Below are 23,893 nucleotides of genomic sequence, written 5' to 3'. Positions count from 1 at the left end.
CGTCTGTCCCTCCTTAGTCAAATTTCATTCGTGTGGCTTTCAGGTTCACAATCGCCAGCGCGCCCACCAGCAGGAAGATGATTGTGGCGATCGCCGCCGCGAGTCCAAAGTCCTGCCCGCCGCCGCCTTCGAAGGCGATGCGGTAGGTGTAGCTCACCAGCAAGTCGGTATAACCCGCCGGGGTGGTGGTGCCGAGACGATCCGGCCCGCCATTGGTCAGCAACTGGATCAGCACGAAGTTGTTAAAGTTAAACGCAAAGCTGGCGATCATCAGCGGAGTCAGCGGTTTGATCAGCAGCGGCAGGGTGATCCTGAAGAAATTCTGGAATGGACCCGCGCCATCCATCGCCGATGCTTCATAGAGATCGTCCGGGATCGCCTTCAGCAGCCCCATGCAGAGGATCATCATGTACGGATAGCCCAGCCAGGTGTTGACGATGATGATCATCGCGCGGGCGGTGGTTGGGTCGCTGAACCACGCCGGTCGGATGCCAAACAACGTGCTCAGCATCATGTTGATTTCACCAAAGCTCTGGTTGAACAACCCTTTGAAAATCAAAATAGAAATGAACGATGGCACCGCATAGGGCAGGATCAGCAGTACACGATAAATCGCTTTGCCTTTCAGCGCTTCCCATTGCACCAGGCAAGCCAGTACCATGCCGACAGCCACCGTCAGCAACACGGTCAGTACCGAGAACACCACCGTCCAGACGAAAATTGCCAGGAACGGTTTCTGAATACCTTCGTCGGTAAAGACGCGGGTGAAATTATCCCAGCCAATGGTCACGGTATAGCCAGGGCTGAGTTTCTCGTCACCCCAGCCGCCATCGGCATTGATCGCCTGATAAAACCCGGCACTGTTGTTTGGGCGATATTTTGTGCCGCTTTGATTGTTGGTCAGGACACCATCGTCGCTAAGCGTATACAGCGGGCGCGTACCGGAAAATTGACGCAACGAGCTCATCACCACTTTGCTTTCATCGGGCAGGATCGCGGTCAGCTGGTTCAGCGCCTGGCGATTCTGGGTGATGACACGCAGATTTGCCCGCTCGCCTTCAGGCAGAGCATTGGCTTCTTTTACCGTCAGCTTTTGTTCGCCGCCCAGTGTAAAGGCGTCAGAGAGATAATTTTTCCCGCTTTCCCCGTCGGTCAGCGCCAGCTTCCACTCATTTCCCGACGGATATAAACCAAAGTTGAAGCTTTTCCCGGCCTGGTACACGCGGTCCATCAGTACCTGTTGCGCACGTTCAAACGTCAACTGGTTAGTGCTGCTGTAGTTGGTGAACGCAATAGCGATGGTACAGATCAGCGGAAACAGAACAAACAGACCCATCCCGGCGACGCCAGGGTACACATAGCGCCAGGCATAGGCTTTGCGATTCGCAAAGATATAAAGGCCAACAGCGCTTAGGATCAGCGTCATGATGGCGAACAGGTACTCTCCCTGGGCGTACATTAAAACAACAAGGTAACCAACCAGCAGGCCCAGCACGCCAATGATCAACCACTTCAGGGCGTCGCTTTGCCACCAGTGCTTCTTTTTAATGACATCCATGGGGATCTTCCTCTACAACGGTGAACATGTTCCTGAACGACAGCAGGCGGGTAAGCGAAGTGCTACCCGCCGTTTTTCTGATTTACTTCGTGATACGTCCCTGTGCGTCTTTCAGCGCCGCGTCGACGGTCTGACGACCGCTGGCTGCGTTGATCACCGCCGTGCGGGTGGCATACCAGAAGGCGGCCATCTGCGGGATATTCGGCATGATTTCGCCTTTCTGGGCGTTATCCATCGTTGCCGCAATGCGTGGATCCTTCGCTAATTGATCCTGATACGATTTCAGCGCCACAGCGCCCAGCGGTTTATCCTTGTTCACCGCTTCCAGACCCTGATCGGTCAGCAGGTAGTTTTCGAGGAACTCTTTCGCCAGCTCTTTGTTCGGGCTTGCCGCGTTAATTCCCGCGCTCAGTACGCCAACGAACGGTTTGGAGGGTTTGCCTTTGAAGGAAGGCAGCAGGGTGACGCCATAGTTGATCTTACTCTTATCGATATTCGACCAGGCCCACGGACCGTTGATGGTCATCGCGGTTTCGCCTTTGTTGAACGCCGCTTCTGCGATGGAGTAATCGGTATCAGCGTTCATGTGTTTGTTCTTGATGAGGTCAACCAGGAATGTCAGACCGGCTCTCGCGCCTGCGCTGTCGACGCCGACGTCTTTCACGTCATATTTGCCGTCTGCATATTTAAAGGCGTAACCGCCGTCAGCGGCGATCAACGGCCAGGTGAAGTACGGTTCCTGCAGGTTGAACATCAGTGCGGATTTGCCTTTCGCTTTCAGTTCTTTATCCAGCGCCGGGATCTCTTCCCAGCTTTTCGGCGGGTTCGGCACGAGGTCTTTGTTATAAATGAGCGACAGGGCTTCGACAGCGATCGGATAGGCGATCAGCTTGCCGTTGTAACGAACGGCATCCCAGGTGAAGGGATAAAGTTTGTCCTGGAAGGCTTTATCCGGCGAGACTTCCGCCAGCAGGCCAGATTGGGCATAGCCGCCAAAACGGTCGTGCGCCCAGAAAATAATGTCCGGACCGTCGCCCGTGGCCGCAACCTGCGGGAATTTCTCTTCCAGCTTGTCCGGGTGCTCAACAGTCACTTTAATGCCCGTATCTTTTTCGAATTTCTGACCAACCTCGGCAAGGCCGTTGTAGCCTTTATCGCCGTTAATCCAGATAACCAGCTTTCCTTCTTCAATCTTGGCGAGGGCAGAGGCGGAGAACATCATGGTGGTCAATGCGGACAGCGCGAGGATGCGAGCGCCAGTTTTAATTTTCATATATCCCGTCCTTTTTGGTGTGTGCTCGTGGATACACTTCGGTGGCTTAACGACGATGAGTTTCCTTATTTAGCAACCCCTTTCCATCCTCCCTTTGTCTACGCCCCAACCCCGGTTTGTGTGATCTCTGTTACATAAAAATGAGTTATGGGTGCCAGCGCACATAAAAACGTCCCCTTTTTTGTAATGACCATCACAAAAATCCTCTGCGCCTACTGTCTCCGGTGGCAGGGCCTGCTCTCTCATCCTCCCGCCTCCTCCCCCATAAAAAACCACGGGGGTGGAGGATTCACGCCCGTGATCAATGGCGCATAGTCAGCGCAACTTGAATGTGTCTGTTGGTGACAGGTTGTAACGAAGGGAGAAGGGCATGGCGAGCGTACAGCTGCGAAATGTAACGAAAGCCTGGGGCGATGTGGTGGTGTCAAAAAACATCAACCTCGACATTCACGAAGGGGAGTTCGTGGTGTTCGTCGGTCCGTCAGGCTGTGGTAAATCGACGCTGCTGAGAATGATCGCGGGACTCGAAACGATTACCAGCGGGGATCTGTTTATTGGCGATACCCGAATGAATGAGGTTCCCCCTGCCGAGCGCGGCGTGGGGATGGTTTTCCAGTCCTATGCGCTATATCCCCACCTTTCCGTCGCGGAAAACATGTCGTTTGGTCTCAAGCTGGCGGGCGCGAAAAGAGAAGTGATTCAACAGCGGGTGACACAGGTTGCTGAGGTGCTGCAACTGGCGCATCTGCTGGATCGTAAGCCAAAAGCGCTCTCCGGCGGCCAGCGCCAGCGTGTGGCGATTGGCCGGACGCTGGTGGCGGAGCCGAATGTGTTTCTGCTCGATGAGCCGCTGTCGAACCTGGATGCGGCGCTGCGTGTACAGATGCGCATCGAGATTTCCCGTCTGCACAAGCGGCTGGGACGCACGATGATTTATGTCACTCACGATCAGGTCGAAGCGATGACGCTCGCTGACACCATCGTGGTGCTGGATGCAGGGCGGGTCGCACAGGTGGGCAAGCCGCTGGAACTGTATCACTACCCGGCAGATCGTTTCGTCGCGGGTTTTATCGGCTCGCCGAAGATGAATTTCCTGCCGGTGAAAGTCACGGCCACCGCCATTGAACAAGTGCAGGTGGAACTGCCAAACCGTCAGCAAATCTGGCTGCCGGTAGACAGCGCGAACGTGCAGCCAGGCGCCAACATGTCGTTGGGTATTCGCCCGGAACACCTGTTACCCAGCGATATCGCGGACGTCACGCTGGAAGGCGACGTACAGGTCGTCGAACAACTTGGTCACGAAACACAGATTCATATCCAGATCCCCGCCATCCGACAGAACCTGGTGTACCGCCAGTCTGACGTGGTGTTGGTAGAAGAGGGAGCCACATTCGCCATTGGTTTGCCGCCAGAGCGTTGTCATTTGTTCCGTGAGGATGGCACAGCTTGTCGTCGGCTGCATAAAGAGCCTGGCGTTTAAATCCCATAAAAATCAAGAGAAAAGCAATGATCTCAGGAGATAGAATGATGATTACTCTGCGCAAACTTCCACTGGCAGTTGCCGTCGCAGCAGGCGTTATGTCTGTTCAGGCAATGGCCGTAGATTTCCACGGGTACGCCCGTTCTGGCATTGGCTGGACCGGCAGCGGCGGCGAGCAGCAATGCTTCCAGGCCACCGGTGCTCAAAGTAAGTATCGTCTCGGTAACGAATGTGAAACCTACGCCGAGCTGAAACTGGGACAGGAAGTCTGGAAAGAAGGCGATAAGAGCTTCTACTTCGATACTAACGTAGCTTACTCCGTTGCTCAGCAGAACGACTGGGAAGCCACCGATCCGGCGTTTCGTGAAGCGAACGTTCAGGGTAAAAACCTGATCGACTGGCTGCCAGGCTCCACTATCTGGGCTGGTAAGCGCTTCTACCAGCGTCATGACGTTCACATGATCGACTTCTACTACTGGGATATCTCCGGCCCGGGCGCTGGTCTGGAAAACGTGGATGTTGGCTTCGGTAAACTCTCTCTGGCCGCTACCCGTTCTTCTGAAGCAGGCGGTTCTTCCTCCTTCGCCAGCAACAGTATTTACGACTACACCACCCGTACTGCGAACGACGTCTTTGATGTGCGTTTAGCGCAGATGGAAATCAACCCGGGCGGCACACTGGAACTGGGTGTGGACTACGGTCGTGCAAACGAGCGTGACGGTTACTACCTGGTGGACGGTGCATCGAAAGATGGCTGGATGTTCACTGCTGAACACACTCAGAGCATGTTGAAGGGCTACAACAAGTTTGTGCTGCAGTACGCCACTGATTCTATGACCTCTCAGGGCAAAGGTCTGTCGCAGGGTTCCAGCATTGGCACCAGCGATAACATCAACTATGCCATGAACAACAACGGTAGCCTGTGGAGAGTATTGGATCACGGGGCAATCTCCCTCGGCGACAGCTGGGACCTGATGTACGTTGGTATGTATCAGGATATCGACCTGGACAGCAACAACGGTACCAAATGGTGGACCGTCGGTGTGCGTCCGATGTACAAGTGGACGCCAATCATGAGCACTCTGCTTGAAGTCGGCTACGACAACGTGAAATCCCAGGAAACTGGCGACACCAACAATCAGTACAAAATTACCCTGGCGCAACAGTGGCAGGCAGGCGACAGCATCTGGTCTCGTCCGGCTATCCGTCTGTTCGCTACCTACGCCAAGTGGGATGAAAAATGGGGCTATGCACCGGCCGGTAATGGCACTATCGCGGGTTACACCCCGGGGCAGGCCTATGCTGACACCGCTGCACGCACCTTTAGCCGTGGCGACAACGACGAGTGGTCCTTCGGCGCCCAGATGGAAATCTGGTGGTAATAGTAAGTTAACCCGATGTAATGACCTGAAGAGGGGCGCAAGCCCCTCTCTCCTTAGGTTCAGCGCGCCATTGCCTGGCTACCGACTGGACCCTGTTTGAGGGAATAACGATGAAAATGAAAAAAAGTCTCGTCGCACTGAGTCTCTGTGCAGGTTTACTGGCCAGCGCTCCGATGATGACGCTCGCTGATGTGAATATTGTGCCGCAGAATACCTCTGCCGCACCCACCATCCCGACTGATGCACTCCAGCAACTGACCTGGACGCCAGTCGATCAATCCAAAACGCAGGCGACCCAACTTTCCACGGGCGGCCAGCAGCTTAATGTTCCAGGCATCAGTGGTCCGGTCGCCGCGTATAGCGTACCGGCTAATATCGGTGAGCTGTATTTGACGCTCAGTAGCGAAGTGGATAAGAGAACGCAGGTCTTTGCGCCGAACGTACTCATTCTTGATCAGAACATGACGCCTTCTGCGTTTTTCCCGAGCAGCTATTTTACTTACCAGGAGCCAGGCGTCATGAGCGCCGACCGTCTGGAAGGCGAAATGCGCCTGACGCCAGCGCTGGGTCAGCAGAAAATTTACGTGCTGGTCTTCACTACGCCACAGGATCTCCAGCAGACCACCACGCTGCTTGATCCGGCAAAAGCCTATGCGAAAGGTACCGGCAACGCGGTGCCTGACATCCCGGATCCGATTGCCCGCCACGTGACTGACGGCACGGTGAAACTGAAAGTGAAAACCTCTTCCGGCTCCAGCGTGCTGGTCGGCCCGCTGTTCGGCGCCTCTAAACCTGGCCCGGTCACTGTCGGCAACACGGCAGCACCGGCCTATGCCGCACCGGTTGCGGCAGCGCCTGTAGCACCAGCGAAACCGAGCGCACCGGTACTCAATGATACGGAAGCCTATTTCAACAACGCCATTAAGCAGGCGGTTGCCAAAGGTGATGTTGATAAAGCCCTGAAACTCCTGGACGAAGCTGAACGCCTCGGCTCGACATCTGCTCGTTCCACCTTTATCAGCAGTGTAAAAGGCAAGGGGTAACCGTTTCCCCGCAATGCTGATGTTTAGGCGAAGCCTTTCGGTGCGTCCACCCCGGGCGCACCTTTTTTATTATTAAGGTTCGTTACATGCCTGTTACGCTAATGATCGTATATTGACGTTTCCCCGCCCCCGAAATCGCTTTTCTGCGTTACAATGCCACAAAGTTATGTATTGGAGACGTCAGGCATGACACATCCGGCACTCACGCAACTGCGTGAGCTACGCTATTACGACGCAATTCCCTCTCTGGATCCGCAACTGCTGGACTGGCTGCTGCTGGAAGATTCCATGACCAAACGTTTTGAGCAGCAGGGCAAAACCATCACTGTGACGATGATCCGCGAAGGCTTTGTGACACGCGATGCCATCGAAGAAGAACAGGCATTGTTACCCGACGAGCCGCGTTACTGGTTGCGGGAAATTCTGCTGTGTGCTGATGGCGAACCGTGGCTGGCGGGGCGCACCGTGGTGCCTGAATCCACGCTGACCGGCCCGGAGCTGGCGCTGCAGCAGCTCGGGACCGTGCCGCTGGGTCGTTACCTGTTTACGTCGTCATCGCTGACCCGGGATTTTATTGAAATCGGTCGCTATGCAGAGCTGTGGGGGCGTCGTTCCCGCCTTCGCCTGAGCGGGAAACCGCTGTTACTGACAGAGCTATTTTTGCCTGCATCGCCGCTGTATTAAGAGGTACAAAAAAATGGAGTGGAGTCTTACGCAGAATAAGCTTTTGGCATTTCATCGCCTGATGCGTACCGACAAACCAATTGGCGCGTTGCTGTTGCTATGGCCGACGCTGTGGGCGTTGTGGCTGGCGGCGCCCGGTCTGCCGCCGTTGTGGATCCTCGCCGTCTTTGTCGCTGGCGTCTGGCTGATGCGTGCGGCAGGTTGCGTGGTCAACGATTATGCCGATCGCAAATTCGATGGCCACGTTAAACGTACTGCGCATCGTCCGTTGCCCAGCGGTGATGTCACTGAGAAAGAAGCGCGTACGCTGTTTGTCGTACTGGTTATGCTCTCATTTTTGCTGGTGTTGACGCTTAACACCATGACCATTCTGCTCTCTGTGGCAGCGCTCGCGCTCGCATGGGTTTACCCCTTTATGAAACGCTACACTCATCTGCCGCAGGTGGTGCTGGGCGCAGCGTTTGGCTGGTCCATTCCGATGGCGTTTGCGGCGGTCAGCGAATCGCTGCCGCTGAGCTGCTGGCTGATGTTCCTCGCCAACATTCTGTGGGCAGTAGCTTACGACACGCAGTATGCGATGGTTGATCGCGATGACGACCTGAAAATCGGCATTAAATCGACGGCGATTTTGTTCGGGCAATACGACAAGCTGATCATTGGTATTTTGCAGGTCGCGGTATTGGCGCTGATGGTCGCTATCGGCATAATGAATCATCTCGGCTGGGCGTTTTACTGGTCGGTGGCCGTCGCTGGTGCGCTGTTTGTATATCAACAGAAGCTGATTAAAGATCGCGAGCGCGATGCCTGTTTCAAAGCGTTTATGAACAATAACTACGTCGGTCTGGTGCTGTTTCTTGGGCTGGCGATGAGCTTTATGGCATAAAAAAAGCCCTCTCCAGGGAGAGGGCTCTGTCATGAAAGGCGTGTTATGCGTCCTGACTGACGCTTTCAATCGTCAGGCGAACATCCGAAGTAATCAAATCCGCCAGAAGCTGGTACACCTTCATCGTCTCTTCCGGCTCGGCGTCACCCGTGTCGCTGATATAGCCTTCATCACGCAGCGTCAGCACCAGTGTACTGAATACTGCCTTGTCAAAGAATTCCGGTGCATTAATGCCGTGTAGCACCGACAGCCGCTGTGCCACGGTGCGGCTCTCTTTTTCCAGCGTACTACGGTTAATCGACGGATTCGAGCTGAGCAACCAGAAGGTGATGGCATAGCGCTGCAGCGTTTCACGTGCGCCTGCTGCCAGCAGTTGCAGCGTCCGGGAATGTGACGGATTGATAGCGATCTCGCCGTCGTGTTGGGTGATCAGCGCCTGACGCTGCATTTCCGCCATCAGCGCATCAATGACATCAACTACGTCATCGTTTTCCCAGCGCAGGAACAACTCTGCTTTCAGCAGCGGGTAAAGGATTTGGACATGACGCAGAATATCGTCGCGGGAAATGTGGCGATGCTGCGTGACGATAGCCGCCAGCAGCGACGGCAGCATCAACATATGGGCGATGTTGTTGCGGTAGTACGTCATCAGCACCGCCTGCTCGCGCGGCAGAATGATGATATCGCCGATGGTGTCTTGCTCGACTTCGAACTTGTTCATCTGCAACGCGTGGTCGATCAGCGCGCTGGCGGATACAGACGGCACGGTTGAATCCGGCGAATAGGGCACGTTGCGCATCAGTTCAAGGTAGCAATCCAGCTGTTGCGTTAACTGCTCACGGGTCAGAGAACGCTGACGAGAAGCCAGCAGCGCCGTACAACACAGGTTCATGGCGTTGGCGGCCCCGGCGTTGTTAATGCGCACCATCAGGTCAGCGGCGATATCGTTGACTGTTGGCGTCAGCCAGGCCGGACGCACCGCTTCGATAGGATCGATAGCCTCGCGCCAGTTTGGCACATGGTGATTCAGGTATGTCATCAGCGGTAGCGGCTCGCCAAAGTTGACATAGCCCTGACCGAGATTACGCAGCTTACTTAAGCCTCGTATCATCTGCGGCAGACTCTCTTTCTCTTTGGTGGCGCCGCGTAACTCTTTCGCATACGTACCCACTTCCATCACATGCTCGTAGCCGATGTAGATCGGCACCAGCGTGATCGGACGTGTTCCGCCGCGCAGCATTGCCTGAATGGTCATCGACAGAGTGCCGGTTTTCGGATCCAGCAAACGGCCGGTACGCGAACGCCCGCCTTCCACGAAGTACTCCACGGAATAGCCACGGCTGAACAGCTCGCCCAGATATTCGCGGAACACGGTGGAGTAGAGCTTGTTGCCCTTGAAGGTACGGCGGATGAAGAACGCACCGAGGCGACGGAAAATCGGCCCGGCAGGCCAGAAGTTAAGGTTAATCCCCGCAGCGATGTGCGGCGGCACCAGCCCCTGGTGATAAAGCACATACGAGAGCAGCAGGTAATCCATGTGACTGCGGTGGCAGGGCACATAGACGATTTCGTGCCCGTCATGCGCCAGCTGACGCACACGCTCAGCATTATGAACGTTAATCCCCTGGTACAACCGGTTCCAGGTAAAACCGAGGATGCGATCGGTCAGGCGAATCATCTCATAGGAGAAGTTTGCAGCAATTTCTTCCATCAGGGCGATGGCATTCTGTTGGGCTTTCTCGTGGGATATTTTTTTGCTGCGCGCTTCGTCTTCCACTGCGCGGGCGATCGCTTTCGAGGCCAGCAGCTTATTGAACAGATCCTGACGCGCCGGCAGACGCGGGCCGACGGCCGCCAGACGCTGACGGGCAAAGTGCATCCGCGCCACGCGCGCCAGTTTCTGAGCGATGGTTTTATCCGTGCCGTGCTCCGTGGCCATCCGGCGCAGGGAGACGGAAGGGGAGAAACGCACGAAGCTGTCGCGACCAAGCCAGGTGACGGCGAAAAATTTCTGAATGCCATTCAGCATACGCAGTGGTGGGTTCTCTTCACCCTTATCACGCCCTGGCGAACGACCAAACATCACCGAAACCGGCACCATCTGCACGTCGAGATCCGGATTGCTGCGATGCAGATCCAGATAGTTATGGAACAGTTTGATGGACTCTTCTTTCGGCGCGTAATAGGTGAAGACGCGCGGACCACCGTGGATGAACACATAGCGCGGCAGCACGGTGCCGTCGATTTCAAGCGGCTCCAGCGGATCGGGGAGATCATGCGCCAGACATTGAGCGCGCAAGGTCAGCAAGTCTGCCTTAGAGTTATAAGGTAAAACGTACATAATAGGGCGCGATGTATCGAGCCCTAACTCCTGAGCAGGTTCTGCCGGAATCGACTTGCTTTTTACCAGTACGCTTAATGGTAAGTTCAGTAATTTGTAGTAAATTCGTGGCCAGCCGGACATAAACGATGTAAAGCCTCTGGTTAATAATGCAAATGCGCGGCAAGAATAACAGAAAGCGTACAGAATATCTGTGGTAAGCCGTCATACTTCATGCCGCGATAGTGTAGGCCGAAGCGTGAATTATTCCGGTTAATACCCGTACTTGTCATTGACGCACATAACAAAAGGTTCTTTTTGATGGCTAATAATACCACCGGGTTAACCCGAATCATCAACGCAGCTGGATATTCCTGGAAAGGGATACGCGCTGCGTGGGTCAACGAAGCCGCGTTTCGTCAGGAGGGCGTTGCCGCCATCGTTGCGATTATCATTGCCTGCGTACTGGATGTCGATGCCATCACGCGGGTATTACTGATTAGCTCTGTTCTTCTGGTGATGATAGTGGAAATCATCAACAGCGCGATAGAAGCAGTGGTGGACCGCATCGGAACGGAACGCCATGAGCTCTCTGGCCGGGCAAAGGATATGGGCTCGGCGGCGGTTCTGCTGGCGATTATTATCGCGCTCATCACCTGGGTCACGCTGTTGTGGTCACATTTTCGATAATGCTTCCAGAATTGAAGAAGACTCTGGTTTTTGTGCTTTTTGTGGTTTCAAATTGGGCGTTAACTGTATATACTCACAGCATAACTGTATATACACCCAGGGGGCGGAATGAAAGCGTTAACGACCAGGCAGCAAGAGGTGTTTGATCTCATCCGGGATCACATCGGCCAGACGGGCATGCCACCGACGCGTGCGGAAATCGCTCAGCGTTTGGGGTTCCGTTCCCCAAATGCCGCTGAAGAGCACTTGAAAGCGCTGGCGCGTAAAGGCGTCATTGAGATTGTCTCTGGCGCCTCTCGCGGCATTCGCCTGCTGGTTGAAGAGGAAGAAGGGCTGCCGCTGATTGGCCGTGTCGCAGCAGGTGAGCCGCTGCTGGCGCAGGAGCACATCGAAGGCCATTATCAGGTGGATCCGTCCATGTTCAAACCGAGCGCGGATTTTCTGCTCCGCGTCAGCGGAATGTCCATGAAAGACATCGGTATTATTGATGGCGACCTGCTGGCAGTTCATAAAACGCAGGATGTCCGCAACGGCCAGGTGGTTGTCGCGCGCATTGATGACGAAGTCACCGTTAAACGCCTGAAAAAACAGGGCAACACGGTTGAGCTGTTGCCAGAAAACACCGAGTTTTCCCCTATCGTGGTGGATCTTCGCAACCAGAGCTTTACCATTGAAGGGCTGGCCGTCGGCGTGATTCGCAACGGCGATTGGCTGTAACCTCCCTTTTCCTACTGCGGCGCACCCGGTGCCGCAGTATACGTATTGTTTTACCTCAGGTTTTCCCCATGCAACTTTTCAACGCAGCTGACAAGGCGCTGTGGCGTCTGGCGTTGCCGATGATCTTCTCTAATATCACCGTGCCTTTGCTTGGGCTGGTAGATACCGCCGTGATCGGTCATCTCGACAGTCCGGTTTACCTCGGTGGTGTGGCGGTCGGGGCGACAGCGACCAGTTTCTTGTTCATGCTGCTGCTGTTTCTGAGGATGAGTACCACGGGTCTCACTGCGCAGGCGTTTGGCGCGAAAGATCCACTGGCGCTGGCGAGAGCACTGGTGCAACCGTTGTTGATGGCGCTGGGTGCCGGGGCATTAATCGTCGTGTTGCGCGGGCCAGTCATTGAACTCGCCTTGCATATTGTCGGTGGCAATGATGCAGTGCTTGAACAGGCGCGGCGATTCCTGACGATCCGCTGGCTAAGTGCGCCTGCGTCGCTGGCGAATCTGGTATTACTGGGCTGGTTGTTAGGGGTTCAGTATGCCCGCGCCCCGGTGATCCTGCTGGTGGTTGGCAATATACTGAATATTGTCCTCGATCTCTGGCTGGTGATGGGCCTGCATATGAACGTCCAGGGCGCGGCGCTGGCAACGGCCATTGCCGAATATGTCACGTTCATCATCGGCCTGCTGATGGCGCGCCGGGTTCTGGCGCTGCGTGGCGTCTCGCTGGCATTACTGAAACAGGCGTGGCGCGGCAATTTTCGGCGGCTGCTGGCACTCAATCGCGACATCATGCTGCGCTCCCTGCTGCTGCAACTGTGCTTTGGCGCCATCACCGTTTTCGGTGCGCGTCTGGGAGGCGAAATCGTGGCGGTCAATGCGGTGTTGATGACCATGCTGACCTTCACTGCCTACGCGCTGGATGGCTTCGCCTATGCCGTGGAAGCCCATTCCGGGCAAGCGTACGGCGCGAGAGACAGCAGCCAGTTGTTGCACGTCTGGGGCGCGGCGTGTCGTCAGTCCGGGCTGGTGGCACTGGCGTTTGCGCTGGTTTATCTGGTGGCGGGCGAGCAGATCGTTGCCATGCTTACGTCTTTACCCTCCCTGCAACAGCTGGCTGATCGCTATGTCATTTGGCAGGTCATCTTACCGGTGATCGGTGTCTGGTGTTATCTGCTGGACGGCATGTTCATCGGCGCCACTCGCGGCGCAGAGATGCGTAACAGCATGGCTGTAGCGGCGGCAGGGTTTGCTTTAACGCTGCTGACGGTACCGACGCTGGGCAACCATGGTTTGTGGCTGTCGCTGGCAGTCTTCCTGGCATTGCGCGGATTGTCACTGGCGTGGATCTGGCGGCGTCACTGGAAACACAACACATGGTTTGCCTGACGGTTAAAAATTCTGAATATCGAATCGGGTGTAGCAGTCTCGTCTAAACTTATTATTACGTTCAGCAGAAAGCGAAGGTCAGCAGAAAGCGAAGGGCTGACGAGAATTTTTTAACAACCGAACGATGAGGATTTGACGATGAATAAAGACGAAATCGGCGGTAACTGGAAACAGCTGAAAGGTAAAGCGAAAGAGCAGTGGGGTAAACTCACTGATGATGACTTCACGGTGATTGAAGGTCGTCGCGATCAGCTGGTTGGTCGTATTCAGGAACGTTATGGCTACGCGAAAGACCAGGCTGAGAAAGAGGTTAGTGACTGGGAAACCCGTAACGACTATCACTGGTAATAGGGCTCTTACCCGAGCGTACACGGATGTACAACCCTCAGGGCGGCTTTTTGCCGCCCGCTCTGTTTTTAGCGTGGTTTTTTCTTCACCTGAATGGAGTGATCGTGCCCGCATTCGCCAGGGTGACGGCAGGCTTCAACTTCAACGCAGTCCGCGCACAAGCCATGGGCTTCAATGACGTTATGACGCAATGCGAACCCCATTCTGGCCGCCAGCGTATGCAGAATATCTTCGACCCCTTCCGCCCCTTCTTCTTTAACGACGCCGCATCTGTCGCAGATAAACATCGCTGAGGTGTGTGTTGGCTGATCGAACAGATGGCACAGCACATAGCTGTTGGTAGACTCGACTTTGTGCACGAAGCCCTGCTCGAGTAGAAACTCCAGCGCCCGGTAGACGGTCGGTGGTTTTGCCTGCGGTTCAGCTTCACGCAGCAGATCCAGAAGATCGTAGGCACTGATGGCACCGGGTTGCAGGCTCATCAGGCGTAGCACCTCAAGGCGCTGCGGAGTCAGGCGCACGCCGCGTTGCGCGCAGGCTTTCTCTGCATGGGCTAACAGCGCTTGCGAAGTTGTCTTGTCCATGAGCACCCTCTGGTTGCGTGGATTTTAATCCCTTACTTTACCATGTAATACCAAAAACACCGAGATCTGCACGGAACGTCTGCGAAGATCCTTCTGCGTTTGAGATTTCCAGTAATCCGAAACTTTCCAGAAAAGAATATTCTCATCTATAAATAGTGAGGGGTGACACAGAATATAACAAATACAGTGGTTCCCCCTGTGGCTAATCCCGCGTGAAACCCGTTTTTTCATCGTTATTCACAGCAATAGTTCACCCCTTTTCAGGTGATAACTGGAAAGGGATAAACATTCATCTGCCTATAACGAGCATACTGTGAAAAAAAACGTCAAAATGTCGGTGTTACCCGTCGCACTCTCCTTTCTTGTGGCAAATCAGGCAAGTGCAGCGGGTTTTGGTGCGGAAACGCGAAATAATGCAATGGGTGGAACAGGTGTCGCTGCTTCCCAATATGGCAGTGCCGTGTTCAGTAACCCGGCGCTGCTGGCGAAAGCGAAACCTGAGGATGACATCACGGTAGTCTTCCCGTCCATTGGCGCGCAGATCAGCGATCAGGACAACCTACGCGATAAAATCGATGATATCAGCGACGACGTGGATAACTACCGCGATACCCTGGATAACCTGAATCTGGCTGATCTCTTTATTCCAGGTTCGCCGGGATATCGTCAGGTCTCGTCGGCGGCCGGTTCGCTTGCCAATCAACTGGAATCGCTGAAAGGGAAAACCGCTACGGGTAAAGCCGCAGGCGGGATCGCAGTAAGTATCCCGAACGACACCCTGTCGGTGGCGTTTGTGGCGAAAGCCAACGCCCGTGCGCGGGTCAGTTCTTATATCGATCAGGGTGATATCGACCAGTTACGGGTAATTGAGGCGGTGCCTGCTACTGCCCTGACCGTCGATCCTGATAACCTGAAGTCTACCGGCTTTGGTCGCGCAGCCATCGTTTCTGACTACGGTGTGGCCGTCGCCCGGCAGTTTGATATTGGCGGCGTGCCGGTCTCGGTGGGCATTACCCCTAAGCTGCAAAAAACCTGGCTCTATAACTACACGGTGTCGATTTACAGCTATAACAGCGGCGATCTCAAAAACAGTCGCTACCGTAATGACGACACCGGGTTTAACGTGGATGCCGGGCTGGCCGCCGATTTTGGCGAAAACTGGACAGTCGGTTTAAGCGGTCAGAACCTGATGTCGCGCGATATCGACACCAAAGAGGTAGGCGGCGTGCGCGATACCTACCAGATCAGCCCGCTGGTAACAGCCGGTGTCGCCTGGCATAACGATCTGGTGACGCTCACCGCCGATGGCGATCTGACTGAAACGAAAGGTTTTAAAAGCGAAGAGAACTCGCAGTATGTTGGCGTAGGTGCGGAAATTCAGCCGCTGAACTGGCTGGCAGTGCGTGCTGGTTACCGGGCGGATGTGAAGAGTAACGACAGCAACGTCTTTACCGCTGGTGTCGGTTTTGCGCCATTCAACCGTGTCCACCTCGATCTGATGGGGCTGTACGGCGAAGACGAAACCTGGGGGGCCGGCGCGCAGTTGAGCGTGACATTCTGATGTTGACCGGAGGTTCACGCCTCCGGTTTATCTTTATGCTATAGTAGCGCCCCTTTTTACCCGGATGCTTAATTATTCGCCATGCTGCAAGAGACCTCGTCATCTGTTTTCCCTGCTCACCGTTTCTCCATCGCGCCAATGCTCGACTGGACGGACAGGCACTGCCGTTATTTTTTGCGCCTGCTGTCACGCCACACATTGCTGTATACGGAAATGGTCACTACCGGGGCGATTATTCATGGCAAAGGTGACTATCTGGCGTACAGCGACGAAGAGCACCCGGTCGCGTTACAACTCGGTGGCAGCGATCCGGCGCAGCTTGCGCACTGCGCAAAACTTGCGCAGGCGCGTGGTTATGACGAAATCAACCTCAACGTTGGCTGCCCGTCCGATCGTGTACAGAACGGCATGTTTGGCGCCTGCCTGATGGGCAACGCGCAACTGGTCGCCGACTGCGTAAAGGCGATGCGCGATGTGGTGTCGGTGCCTGTGACGGTTAAAACCCGTATCGGGATAGACGACCAGGACAGCTACGAATTTCTTTGCGATTTCATCAGCACCGTTTCCGGTCACGGCGAGTGCGACACGTTCATCATTCATGCGCGCAAAGCCTGGCTTTCCGGCCTGAGCCCGAAGGAAAACCGCGAGATCCCGCCGCTGGATTACCCGCGCGTCTGGCAGCTCAAGCGTGATTTCCCGCAACTGACGATGTCGATCAACGGTGGCATTAAGACGCTGGAAGAAGCGAAAGTGCACCTGCAACACATGGACGGTGTCATGGTCGGACGTGAGGCGTATCAGAACCCAGGCATTCTTGCGTCGGTCGATCGCGAGATTTTCGCGGTGGACGCAGCAGATGCCGACCCGGTGGCCGTGGTACGGGCGATGTATCCTTACATTGAGCGTGAACTCAGCAATGGCACATATCTGGGCCACATCACCCGCCATATGCTCGGTCTGTTCCAGGGCATTCCGGGTGCGCGCCAGTGGCGTCGCTACCTCAGTGAAAACGCGCACAAAGCGGGGGCTGACATTAACGTTCTTGAGCAGGCGCTGCAGCTTGTGGCGAATAAGCGTTAATTTTTCACTACTATTTCGTCAAATTCACCACACCCTGAAATGATTTTCAGGGCGTTTTGCTTTCTGTTCAATGAGTTAACTTCTGGCACGCTTCTTGAAATACCCCCGCAAAGAAACAACAATTCTTTGGGGAGAGCACCATGCTGGAACTGTTATTTGTGATTGGATTTTTCGTCATGCTGCTGGTGACGGGTGTGTCATTACTGGGGATTCTGGTGGCTATCGTCGTGGCGACGGCACTGATGTTCGTTGGTGGTCTGCTCGCGATGATGCTGAAATTGCTGCCCTGGCTGTTGCTGGCGGTAGCAGTGGTGTGGGTGATTCGGCTTATCAAAGAGCCGAAAATCCCGCAGTACCGCCGCAGTGACCGCTGGCGTTACTGATTGATTGTGCAGGGGATCACAACCTGAGAAGTTTTGCATAAAAGTACTTAGGTTTTGCGAAATAAATCTGTCACTATCCCGCAGTAACGAATTCATCGCGCTGTACCCTACAGACAGCCGAATAAAAAAAGGGCTTCCACCGCGGTGGAAGCCCAAATTTTTTTTAGGGAATCAACAGGCTGGAGCCTTGCGTTGCGCGGCTTTCCAGCACCTCGTGTGCTTTCTGCGCATCGTGCAGGGTGTACTTCTGATTATCCGCGACATCAACTTTAATCACGCCGCTGGCAATCAGCGAGAACAGCTCATTGCTTGCTTCTTCCAGCTCTGCGCGGGTGGTGATATAGCCCTGCAAAGATGGACGCGTGACGTACAGTGATCCTTTCTGATTGAGGATGCCGAGGTTAACGCCGGTAACCGCACCTGATGAGTTACCGAAACTGACCATCAGCCCACGGCGCTGCAGGCAATCCAGCGACGCTTCCCAGGTATCTTTCCCCACGGAGTCGTACACCACGCGCACTTTTTTGCCGTCGGTGATCTCCTTCAGCCGTTCAACAACGCTCTCTTCCCGATAGTTAATCACCTGCCAGGCGCCCGCCTGTTTCGCCCGCTGCGCTTTCTGCGCGCTGCCAACAGTGCCAATCAGCTTTGCACCGAGCGCTTTAGCCCACTGGCAGGCAATCAGCCCCACGCCGCCAGCTGCCGCGTGAAACAGAAACTGTTCATCCGGTTTGATTTCATAGGTTTTGCGCAGCAGATAAAAGACGGTAAGACCTTTAAGGAATGAGGCGGCGGCCTGCTCGAAGGAGATGGCTGATGGCAGGATGGCGGCTTTCGCGGCGGGTACGTTGTGTACTGAACTGTAAGCCCCCAGCGCGGACTGCGCATACACCACGCGATCGCCTGCTTTAATATGTGTCACATTACGACCCACTTTGCTGACGATACCCGCGGCTTCGGTACCGATGCCACTTGGCAGGGATGGCGGCGGGTAAAGTCCCCCGCGAATATAGGTGTCGATATAGTTAATGCCGATGGCTTTATTTTCCACCTGGATCTCATCGTCGGCAGGGTCTGTAGGGGTAAATTCGACCGCTTTCAGTACCTCAGGACCCCCATGTTTGTGAAATTCAATTCGTGTTGCCATGCTTCCTCCTGAACTCTGTGATAATCTTACGACCCAATATCAGGCTCGGTAACTCCATTCACTATGGCAGGAAATAAACCCTTCAACAAACAACAGACTGAACCTCGCGACCGCGATTTGCAGGTGGCTGGTTTAAAAGTGCCGCCGCACTCGATTGAAGCGGAACAGTCGGTGTTGGGCGGTTTGATGCTGGACAACGAACGCTGGGACGATGTCGCCGAGCGGGTCGTGTCGGATGATTTCTATACCCGTCCGCATCGCCACATTTTTACCGAAATGGCGCGTCTGCAGGAGACCGGCAGTCCGATTGATCTGATCACCCTCGCGGAATCGCTGGAGCGACAGGGTCAGCTCGACAGCGTCGGCGGTTTCGCCTACCTGGCCGAATTATCAAAAAACACGCCAAGCGCCGCGAACATCAGCGCGTATGCAGACATCGTGCGCGAACGTGCCGTTGTCCGCGAAATGATTTCCGTTGCCAACGAGATTGCTGAAGCGGGTTTTGATCCGCAGGGTCGCACCAGCGAAGATCTGCTCGACCTCGCCGAATCCCGCGTGTTTAAAATTGCGGAAAGCCGCGCTAATAAAGACGAAGGGCCGAAAAATATCGCCGATGTGCTTGATGCGACCGTGGCACGTATCGAGAAATTGTTCCAGCAGCCGCATGATGGCGTAACGGGCGTCAATACCGGCTATGACGATCTGAACAAGAAAACCGCCGGTCTGCAGCCGTCGGATCTGATCATCGTGGCGGCGCGTCCATCAATGGGTAAAACGACATTTGCGATGAACCTCGTCGAAAACGCGGCGATGTTGCAGGATAAACCGGTCCTGATTTTCAGCCTTGAAATGCCCTCTGAACAGATCATGATGCGTTCTCTGGCGTCGCTGTCCCGTGTTGATCAGACCCGTATCCGTACCGGGCAACTGGATGACGAAGACTGGGCGCGCATCTCCGGTACCATGGGCATTCTGCTGGAAAAACGCAATATTTATATTGATGACTCCTCGGGTCTGACGCCCACGGAAGTGCGCTCCCGTTCGCGGCGTATCGCCCGTGAGCATGGCGGTCTCGGTCTTATCATGATCGACTACCTGCAACTGATGCGCGTGCCGTCGTTATCCGATAACCGTACGCTGGAAATCGCTGAGATTTCGCGCTCGCTGAAAGCGCTGGCAAAAGAGTTGCAGGTCCCGGTCGTGGCGCTGTCGCAGCTTAACCGCTCACTGGAACAACGTGCCGATAAACGCCCGGTCAACTCTGACTTGCGTGAATCCGGCTCCATTGAGCAGGATGCTGACCTGATCATGTTCATCTATCGTGATGAGGTGTATCACGAGAACAGCGACCTGAAAGGCATCGCAGAAATTATTATTGGTAAGCAGCGTAACGGCCCTATTGGCACCGTGCGTCTCACCTTTAACGGTCAGTGGTCGCGTTTCGATAACTACGCCGGCCCACAATACGACGACGAATAAATCACTGTCATCCTTGTCGCCTTCCTGCAACGCGAATGATTCAGGTGATTATTTTATTAAGGAATTCAAATGCAAGCGGCAACTGTGGTAATTAACCGCCGCGCTCTGCGACACAACCTGCAACGTCTGCGTGAACTGGCGCCCGCCAGCAAACTGGTTGCAGTCGTGAAAGCGAACGCCTACGGACATGGTCTTCTGGAGACCGCGCGAACGCTCACTGATGCGGATGCTTTCGGCGTCGCTCGCCTTGAAGAGGCGCTACGACTGCGGGAAGGGGGCATCAATCAGCCGATTCTGTTGCTGGAAGGTTTTTTCAATGCCAGCGACCTGCCAGTAATTTCTCAGCAGCATCTGCACACGGCGGTGCATAACCAGGAACAGCTGGAAGCGCTGGAACGGGCCGATTTGCCTGAGCCGGTCACCGTATGGATGAAACTGGATACCGGCATGCATCGCCTGGGGATCCGCCCGGAGCAGGCCGACGGGTTTTATCAGCGCCTTTGCCAGTGCAAAAACGTTCGCCAGCCGGTCAACATCGTCAGCCATTTCGCCCGCGCTGATGAGCCCGAATGCGGCGCGACAGAACAGCAACTGGATATCTTCACCACCTTCACCGAAGGGAAGCCGGGGCAGCGTTCCATAGCTGCCTCCGGCGGGATTTTGCTCTGGCCGCAGTCGCATTTTGACTGGGTACGCCCAGGCATCATTCTGTATGGTGTTTCGCCACTGGATCAAAAACCATGGGGGCCGGATTTTGGCTTCCAGCCAGTGATGTCGCTGACCTCCAGCCTGATTGCGGTACGCGAGCATAAAGCGGGCGAGCCGGTGGGTTACGGCGGTACCTGGATAAGCGATCGCGATACGCGTCTTGGCGTGGTGGCGATGGGCTACGGTGACGGGTACCCACGCGCGGCGCCGTCGGGCACGCCAGTGCTGGTGAACGATCGCGAAGTGCCGATTGTCGGGCGCGTGGCGATGGACATGATTTGCGTAGATTTAGGCCCGCAGGCGCAGGATAAAGCGGGCGATCCGGTAGTGATGTGGGGCGCAGGGTTGCCCGTTGAGCGCATCGCCGAAATCACAAAAGTAAGTGCTTACGAACTTATTACGCGTCTGACCTCACGGGTCGCGATGCAGTACGAAGGCTAAATCCTTTTGCTTCACGAAAAACGAGAGCGGCGTTCAGGCCGCTCCCGTTTTCTCCCGCATCCCCTCGATCTTCTCTGACTTCCGGTTTATTGTTGTTATTCCTGCCCGTCTATAATCCGGAGAAGCATCGCGTGTTTCAGAAAGTTAACGCCTACGCTGGCGACCCCATCCTCTCCTTAATGGAGCGTTTTAAAGAAGATCCGCGCAGTGACAAAGTGAACCTCAGCATTGGCCTGTATTACAACGAAGACGGGATTATCCCGCAGCTACAGGCCGTCGCGAGTGCAGAAGCACAGCTCAACGCACAACCGCATGGCGCGTCACTTTATCTACCGATGGAAGGTCTGAATACCTACCGTAACAGCATTGCGCCGCTGCTTTTTGGCGCGGAGCACCCGGTGTTAATACAACAGCGTGTGGCGACAATCCAGACCCTGGGCGGTTCCGGAGCGCTGAAAATCGGCGCTGATTTCCTGAAACGATACTTCCCCGATTCTGGCGTATGGGTCAGCGACCCGACGTGGGAAAACCATGTGGCAATTTTTGAAGGCGCTGGCTTCGAAGTAAGCACTTACCCGTGGTTTGACACAGAAACCAACGGCGTGCGCTTCGACGCGCTGCTGGAAAAACTGAACACGCTCCCGGCGCAAAGCATCGTGCTGCTGCATCCGTGTTGCCATAACCCGACGGGAGCTGATTTAACCCCTACTCAGTGGGATGCGGTGGTGGAAGTGGCGAAGCGCCGCGAGCTGATCCCGTTCCTCGACATTGCCTATCAGGGCTTTGGGGCTGGCATGGAAGAAGACGCGTACGCCATTCGCGCTTTTGCCAGCTCTGGTCTGCCGCTGCTGGTCAGCAACTCCTTCTCGAAAATTTTCTCGCTCTACGGCGAGCGTGTTGGTGGGTTATCGGTGGTCTGTGAAGACGCCGAAACGGCCGGGCGCGTACTGGGGCAACTGAAAGCGACCGTTCGCCGCAACTATTCCAGTCCGCCGAATTTTGGTGCGCAGGTTGTCGCGACAGTGCTGGGTAACCCGCAACTGAAAGCGTCATGGCTGGAAGAAGTAGAGACGATGCGCACCCGCATCCTGGCAATGCGTCAGGAACTGGTCAACGTACTGAAAACAGCGATGCCGGGCCGCGATTTTGATTATCTGCTCAGGCAGCGCGGCATGTTCAGTTATACCGGACTTAGCGCAGCACAGGTGGACAGATTGCGTGACGAGTTTGGGGTTTACCTCATCGCCAGCGGGCGTATGTGTGTTGCGGGTCTGAATTCGCGCAATGTTCACCGCGTTGCGGAGGCGTTCTGCGCAGTAATGTAAGTACTTACTTGCTATTTTCTTAAACTTTTCTTAAACCGGGGTGATGAGTGTGATCACCCCCCTTTTCTCCGACTTTTTCCCTTCCGTCAAAACCCTGTCGAGAGTAAGGTCAGGTAGACAACTCGATCAGAAATATAAAATCCCAAAAATCTTTAGCACATCCAGGGAATAATATGCGTAAGATCACCATGGCGTTTAGCGCCGTCTGCCTGCTATTCACGCTCAACAACCCGGTTGTTGCCCGAGCTTCATCACCTTCTCCCGTCTATCCCGGCACTAACATTGCCCGCCTTGCTGAACAGGCTCCTGTCCGTTGGGTTTCTGTGGAGCAAATTGAAAACAGTCTGTTAGGTCGCCCACCGATGGCAGTGGGTTTTGATATTGATGACACCGTACTGTTTTCCAGCCCGGGTTTCTGGCGGGGGCAAAAAACATACTCGCCCCGCAGCGAAGCGTATCTGAAAAATCCCGAATTCTGGCAAAAAATGAATAACGGCTGGGATGAGTTCAGCATTCCCAAAGAAGTCGCGCGGGCGCTGATCACCATGCACATCAAACGCGGCGACAGCATTTATTTCGTCACGGGCCGCACCCAGACCCGCACGGAAACTGTCACGAAAACACTGCAGGATGATTTTCTTATTCCTGCGGCGAACATGAATCCGGTCATTTTTGCCGGCGACAAGCCGGGGCAAAATGCCAAAACGGCCTGGTTGCAGAAAAAGAACATCCGGATGTTCTACGGGGATTCTGATAACGATATTACTGCCGCGCGCGAAGTGGGTGTGCGGGGGATCCGCGTGCTGCGTGCGTCAAATTCGACATACCGACCATTACCCATGGCAGGAAAGTTTGGGGAAGAGGTGATTGTCAATTCTGAATACTGACGCTTCGGTAAAACCAGACTATCCCACCATTTTTTGTTACGGCAGCCTTCAGGTTGCCATTTTTTTGTGCTGGTTGTGTGGTGAAAGTTTCACCTTTCGTCATCTTGCTGCACACTTAAACAGATCCTCTCTACATTACATTGGAACTGCCTGAGTGGGCACGGAGAACAGAAATGACCATTTCGGAGCTTTTACAGTATTGCATGAAGAAACCCGGCGCTGAGCAAAGCGTTCACAGTGACTGGAAGGCCACGCAGATCAAAGTCGCCGACGTGTTGTTTGCTATGGTGAAGGAAGTTGAGGGGCGCCCGGCGACATCATTAAAAACCAGCCCGGAACTTGCTGAACTGCTGCGTCAGCAGCACAGCGACGTGCGGCCCAGCAAACACCTCAATAAGGCGCACTGGAGCACGGTCTACCTCGACGGCACACTGCCGGATTCGCAAATCTATTATCTTGTCGATGCCTCATGGGAGCAGGCGCTGACGTTGATACCGGAAGAGACCCGGAAAAGCATCCTCGGCGAATAACT

Annotated in this window: 22 protein-coding genes; 17 read left to right on the top strand and 5 right to left on the bottom strand. The window is 54.9% G+C overall.

Annotated features, from left to right (window positions below):
• Nucleotides 1-13: 13 nt before the first annotated feature.
• Together malF and malE are read right to left on the bottom strand one after the other, a co-directional pair.
• Nucleotides 14-1,558 carry a maltose ABC transporter permease MalF gene (gene malF / locus GTGU_RS14600; RefSeq protein ID WP_038158404.1) on the bottom strand — a complete coding sequence of 515 codons (1,545 nt, stop codon included), beginning with the start codon at nucleotides 1,556-1,558 and terminating at the stop codon, nucleotides 14-16.
• 82 nt (nucleotides 1,559-1,640) lie between these two features.
• On the bottom strand, nucleotides 1,641-2,831 hold the full coding sequence (gene malE / locus GTGU_RS14595; RefSeq protein ID WP_038158402.1) for a maltose/maltodextrin ABC transporter substrate-binding protein MalE: 1,191 nt from the start codon (nucleotides 2,829-2,831) through the stop codon (nucleotides 1,641-1,643).
• A 370-nt stretch (nucleotides 2,832-3,201) separates the two neighbouring features.
• On the opposite strand from malE, the gene malK reads away from it, so the two are divergent.
• From malK to ubiA, 5 genes are all read left to right on the top strand, one after another.
• Nucleotides 3,202-4,311 carry a maltose/maltodextrin ABC transporter ATP-binding protein MalK gene (gene malK / locus GTGU_RS14590; protein ID WP_038158400.1) on the top strand — a complete coding sequence of 370 codons (1,110 nt, stop codon included), beginning with the start codon at nucleotides 3,202-3,204 and terminating at the stop codon, nucleotides 4,309-4,311.
• 44 nt (nucleotides 4,312-4,355) lie between these two features.
• Nucleotides 4,356-5,693 carry a maltoporin gene (locus GTGU_RS14585; RefSeq protein ID WP_152958523.1) on the top strand — a complete coding sequence of 446 codons (1,338 nt, stop codon included), beginning with the start codon at nucleotides 4,356-4,358 and terminating at the stop codon, nucleotides 5,691-5,693.
• Nucleotides 5,694-5,803: 110 nt separating this feature from the next.
• Entirely contained in the window at nucleotides 5,804-6,736 is a 933-nt protein-coding gene (malM, locus tag GTGU_RS14580; RefSeq protein ID WP_038158398.1) for a maltose operon protein MalM, read from the top strand.
• A gap of 186 nt (nucleotides 6,737-6,922) precedes the next feature.
• Nucleotides 6,923-7,420, top strand: coding sequence for a chorismate lyase (ubiC, locus tag GTGU_RS14575; RefSeq protein WP_038158396.1), 498 nt, complete (start codon nucleotides 6,923-6,925; stop codon nucleotides 7,418-7,420).
• Between the two features lie 13 nt (nucleotides 7,421-7,433).
• On the top strand, nucleotides 7,434-8,303 hold the full coding sequence (ubiA, locus tag GTGU_RS14570) for a 4-hydroxybenzoate octaprenyltransferase (RefSeq protein WP_038158394.1): 870 nt from the start codon (nucleotides 7,434-7,436) through the stop codon (nucleotides 8,301-8,303).
• Between the two features lie 43 nt (nucleotides 8,304-8,346).
• Here ubiA and plsB read toward each other — a convergent pair whose 3' ends face one another.
• A complete protein-coding gene (gene plsB, locus GTGU_RS14565) occupies nucleotides 8,347-10,767 on the bottom strand; it encodes a glycerol-3-phosphate 1-O-acyltransferase PlsB (protein WP_038158392.1) in 2,421 nt (806 codons plus the stop codon).
• 177 nt (nucleotides 10,768-10,944) lie between these two features.
• Here plsB and GTGU_RS14560 point away from each other — a divergent pair, with 177 nt between their 5' ends.
• The 4 genes from GTGU_RS14560 (at nucleotide 10,945) to GTGU_RS14545 (ending at nucleotide 13,766) form a co-directional block, all read left to right on the top strand.
• On the top strand, nucleotides 10,945-11,313 hold the full coding sequence (locus GTGU_RS14560; RefSeq protein ID WP_038158390.1) for a diacylglycerol kinase: 369 nt from the start codon (nucleotides 10,945-10,947) through the stop codon (nucleotides 11,311-11,313).
• A 108-nt stretch (nucleotides 11,314-11,421) separates the two neighbouring features.
• Nucleotides 11,422-12,030, top strand: coding sequence for a transcriptional repressor LexA (lexA, locus tag GTGU_RS14555; protein ID WP_038158388.1), 609 nt, complete (start codon nucleotides 11,422-11,424; stop codon nucleotides 12,028-12,030).
• Nucleotides 12,031-12,098: 68 nt separating this feature from the next.
• Nucleotides 12,099-13,418, top strand: a complete 1,320-nt coding sequence (gene dinF, locus GTGU_RS14550) for an MATE family efflux transporter DinF (protein ID WP_038158387.1) — start codon at nucleotides 12,099-12,101, stop codon at nucleotides 13,416-13,418.
• 138 nt (nucleotides 13,419-13,556) lie between these two features.
• Nucleotides 13,557-13,766 carry a CsbD family protein gene (locus GTGU_RS14545; RefSeq protein ID WP_038158385.1) on the top strand — a complete coding sequence of 70 codons (210 nt, stop codon included), beginning with the start codon at nucleotides 13,557-13,559 and terminating at the stop codon, nucleotides 13,764-13,766.
• 68 nt (nucleotides 13,767-13,834) lie between these two features.
• Here the strand turns inward: GTGU_RS14545 and zur are convergent, their stop codons facing one another.
• A complete protein-coding gene (gene zur, locus GTGU_RS14540) occupies nucleotides 13,835-14,350 on the bottom strand; it encodes a zinc uptake transcriptional repressor Zur (RefSeq protein ID WP_038158383.1) in 516 nt (171 codons plus the stop codon).
• A 313-nt stretch (nucleotides 14,351-14,663) separates the two neighbouring features.
• Here zur and GTGU_RS14535 point away from each other — a divergent pair, with 313 nt between their 5' ends.
• From GTGU_RS14535 to pspG, 3 genes are all read left to right on the top strand, one after another.
• Nucleotides 14,664-15,911, top strand: coding sequence for a conjugal transfer protein TraF (locus GTGU_RS14535; protein WP_038158381.1), 1,248 nt, complete (start codon nucleotides 14,664-14,666; stop codon nucleotides 15,909-15,911).
• Nucleotides 15,912-15,992: 81 nt separating this feature from the next.
• Entirely contained in the window at nucleotides 15,993-16,991 is a 999-nt protein-coding gene (gene dusA / locus GTGU_RS14530; RefSeq protein WP_038158379.1) for a tRNA dihydrouridine(20/20a) synthase DusA, read from the top strand.
• Between the two features lie 140 nt (nucleotides 16,992-17,131).
• Nucleotides 17,132-17,374, top strand: a complete 243-nt coding sequence (pspG, locus tag GTGU_RS14525) for an envelope stress response protein PspG (protein ID WP_038158377.1) — start codon at nucleotides 17,132-17,134, stop codon at nucleotides 17,372-17,374.
• Nucleotides 17,375-17,537: 163 nt separating this feature from the next.
• Here pspG and GTGU_RS14520 read toward each other — a convergent pair whose 3' ends face one another.
• A complete protein-coding gene (locus GTGU_RS14520) occupies nucleotides 17,538-18,521 on the bottom strand; it encodes a quinone oxidoreductase (RefSeq protein WP_038158376.1) in 984 nt (327 codons plus the stop codon).
• Between the two features lie 63 nt (nucleotides 18,522-18,584).
• On the opposite strand from GTGU_RS14520, the gene dnaB reads away from it, so the two are divergent.
• The 5 genes from dnaB to GTGU_RS14495 all read left to right on the top strand — a co-directional run bounded on the left by dnaB (nucleotide 18,585) and on the right by GTGU_RS14495 (nucleotide 23,891).
• The gene (gene dnaB / locus GTGU_RS14515; RefSeq protein ID WP_038158374.1) at nucleotides 18,585-20,000 is read left to right on the top strand and encodes a replicative DNA helicase; all 1,416 of its coding nucleotides are present in this window, start codon (nucleotides 18,585-18,587) and stop codon (nucleotides 19,998-20,000) included.
• A gap of 69 nt (nucleotides 20,001-20,069) precedes the next feature.
• Nucleotides 20,070-21,149 carry an alanine racemase gene (gene alr / locus GTGU_RS14510; RefSeq protein WP_038158372.1) on the top strand — a complete coding sequence of 360 codons (1,080 nt, stop codon included), beginning with the start codon at nucleotides 20,070-20,072 and terminating at the stop codon, nucleotides 21,147-21,149.
• Between the two features lie 131 nt (nucleotides 21,150-21,280).
• Nucleotides 21,281-22,474: an aromatic amino acid transaminase gene (gene tyrB, locus GTGU_RS14505; RefSeq protein ID WP_038158370.1), complete on the top strand. Its 1,194-nt coding sequence runs from the start codon at nucleotides 21,281-21,283 to the stop codon at nucleotides 22,472-22,474.
• A gap of 173 nt (nucleotides 22,475-22,647) precedes the next feature.
• Complete coding sequence (gene aphA / locus GTGU_RS14500) at nucleotides 22,648-23,361, top strand: acid phosphatase AphA (RefSeq protein ID WP_038158368.1); 714 nt, start codon at nucleotides 22,648-22,650, stop codon at nucleotides 23,359-23,361.
• Between the two features lie 173 nt (nucleotides 23,362-23,534).
• The gene (locus GTGU_RS14495; protein WP_038158366.1) at nucleotides 23,535-23,891 is read left to right on the top strand and encodes an MmcQ/YjbR family DNA-binding protein; all 357 of its coding nucleotides are present in this window, start codon (nucleotides 23,535-23,537) and stop codon (nucleotides 23,889-23,891) included.
• The last annotated feature ends 2 nt before the right edge of the window (nucleotides 23,892-23,893 follow it).

Source organism: Trabulsiella guamensis ATCC 49490 (assembly GCF_000734965.1).
Taxonomy (GTDB): Bacteria; Pseudomonadota; Gammaproteobacteria; order Enterobacterales; family Enterobacteriaceae; genus Trabulsiella; species Trabulsiella guamensis.
The sequence above is the reverse complement of the archived record's forward strand: the minus strand, read 5'-3'. Positions and strand labels throughout refer to the sequence as shown.

What these genes read in the sequence shown, in the direction of transcription:
- malF (WP_038158404.1), bottom strand. Translation starts at nt 1,558, where the DNA reads ATGGATGTCATTAAAAAGAAGCACTGGTGGCAAAGCGACGCCCTGAAG.
- malE (WP_038158402.1), bottom strand. Translation starts at nt 2,831, where the DNA reads ATGAAAATTAAAACTGGCGCTCGCATCCTCGCGCTGTCCGCATTGACC.
- malK (WP_038158400.1), top strand. Translation starts at nt 3,202, where the DNA reads ATGGCGAGCGTACAGCTGCGAAATGTAACGAAAGCCTGGGGCGATGTG.
- GTGU_RS14585 (WP_152958523.1), top strand. Translation starts at nt 4,356, where the DNA reads ATGATGATTACTCTGCGCAAACTTCCACTGGCAGTTGCCGTCGCAGCA.
- malM (WP_038158398.1), top strand. Translation starts at nt 5,804, where the DNA reads ATGAAAATGAAAAAAAGTCTCGTCGCACTGAGTCTCTGTGCAGGTTTA.
- ubiC (WP_038158396.1), top strand. Translation starts at nt 6,923, where the DNA reads ATGACACATCCGGCACTCACGCAACTGCGTGAGCTACGCTATTACGAC.
- ubiA (WP_038158394.1), top strand. Translation starts at nt 7,434, where the DNA reads ATGGAGTGGAGTCTTACGCAGAATAAGCTTTTGGCATTTCATCGCCTG.
- plsB (WP_038158392.1), bottom strand. Translation starts at nt 10,767, where the DNA reads ATGTCCGGCTGGCCACGAATTTACTACAAATTACTGAACTTACCATTA.
- GTGU_RS14560 (WP_038158390.1), top strand. Translation starts at nt 10,945, where the DNA reads ATGGCTAATAATACCACCGGGTTAACCCGAATCATCAACGCAGCTGGA.
- lexA (WP_038158388.1), top strand. Translation starts at nt 11,422, where the DNA reads ATGAAAGCGTTAACGACCAGGCAGCAAGAGGTGTTTGATCTCATCCGG.
- dinF (WP_038158387.1), top strand. Translation starts at nt 12,099, where the DNA reads ATGCAACTTTTCAACGCAGCTGACAAGGCGCTGTGGCGTCTGGCGTTG.
- GTGU_RS14545 (WP_038158385.1), top strand. Translation starts at nt 13,557, where the DNA reads ATGAATAAAGACGAAATCGGCGGTAACTGGAAACAGCTGAAAGGTAAA.
- zur (WP_038158383.1), bottom strand. Translation starts at nt 14,350, where the DNA reads ATGGACAAGACAACTTCGCAAGCGCTGTTAGCCCATGCAGAGAAAGCC.
- dusA (WP_038158379.1), top strand. Translation starts at nt 15,993, where the DNA reads ATGCTGCAAGAGACCTCGTCATCTGTTTTCCCTGCTCACCGTTTCTCC.
- pspG (WP_038158377.1), top strand. Translation starts at nt 17,132, where the DNA reads ATGCTGGAACTGTTATTTGTGATTGGATTTTTCGTCATGCTGCTGGTG.
- GTGU_RS14520 (WP_038158376.1), bottom strand. Translation starts at nt 18,521, where the DNA reads ATGGCAACACGAATTGAATTTCACAAACATGGGGGTCCTGAGGTACTG.
- dnaB (WP_038158374.1), top strand. Translation starts at nt 18,585, where the DNA reads ATGGCAGGAAATAAACCCTTCAACAAACAACAGACTGAACCTCGCGAC.
- alr (WP_038158372.1), top strand. Translation starts at nt 20,070, where the DNA reads ATGCAAGCGGCAACTGTGGTAATTAACCGCCGCGCTCTGCGACACAAC.
- aphA (WP_038158368.1), top strand. Translation starts at nt 22,648, where the DNA reads ATGCGTAAGATCACCATGGCGTTTAGCGCCGTCTGCCTGCTATTCACG.
- GTGU_RS14495 (WP_038158366.1), top strand. Translation starts at nt 23,535, where the DNA reads ATGACCATTTCGGAGCTTTTACAGTATTGCATGAAGAAACCCGGCGCT.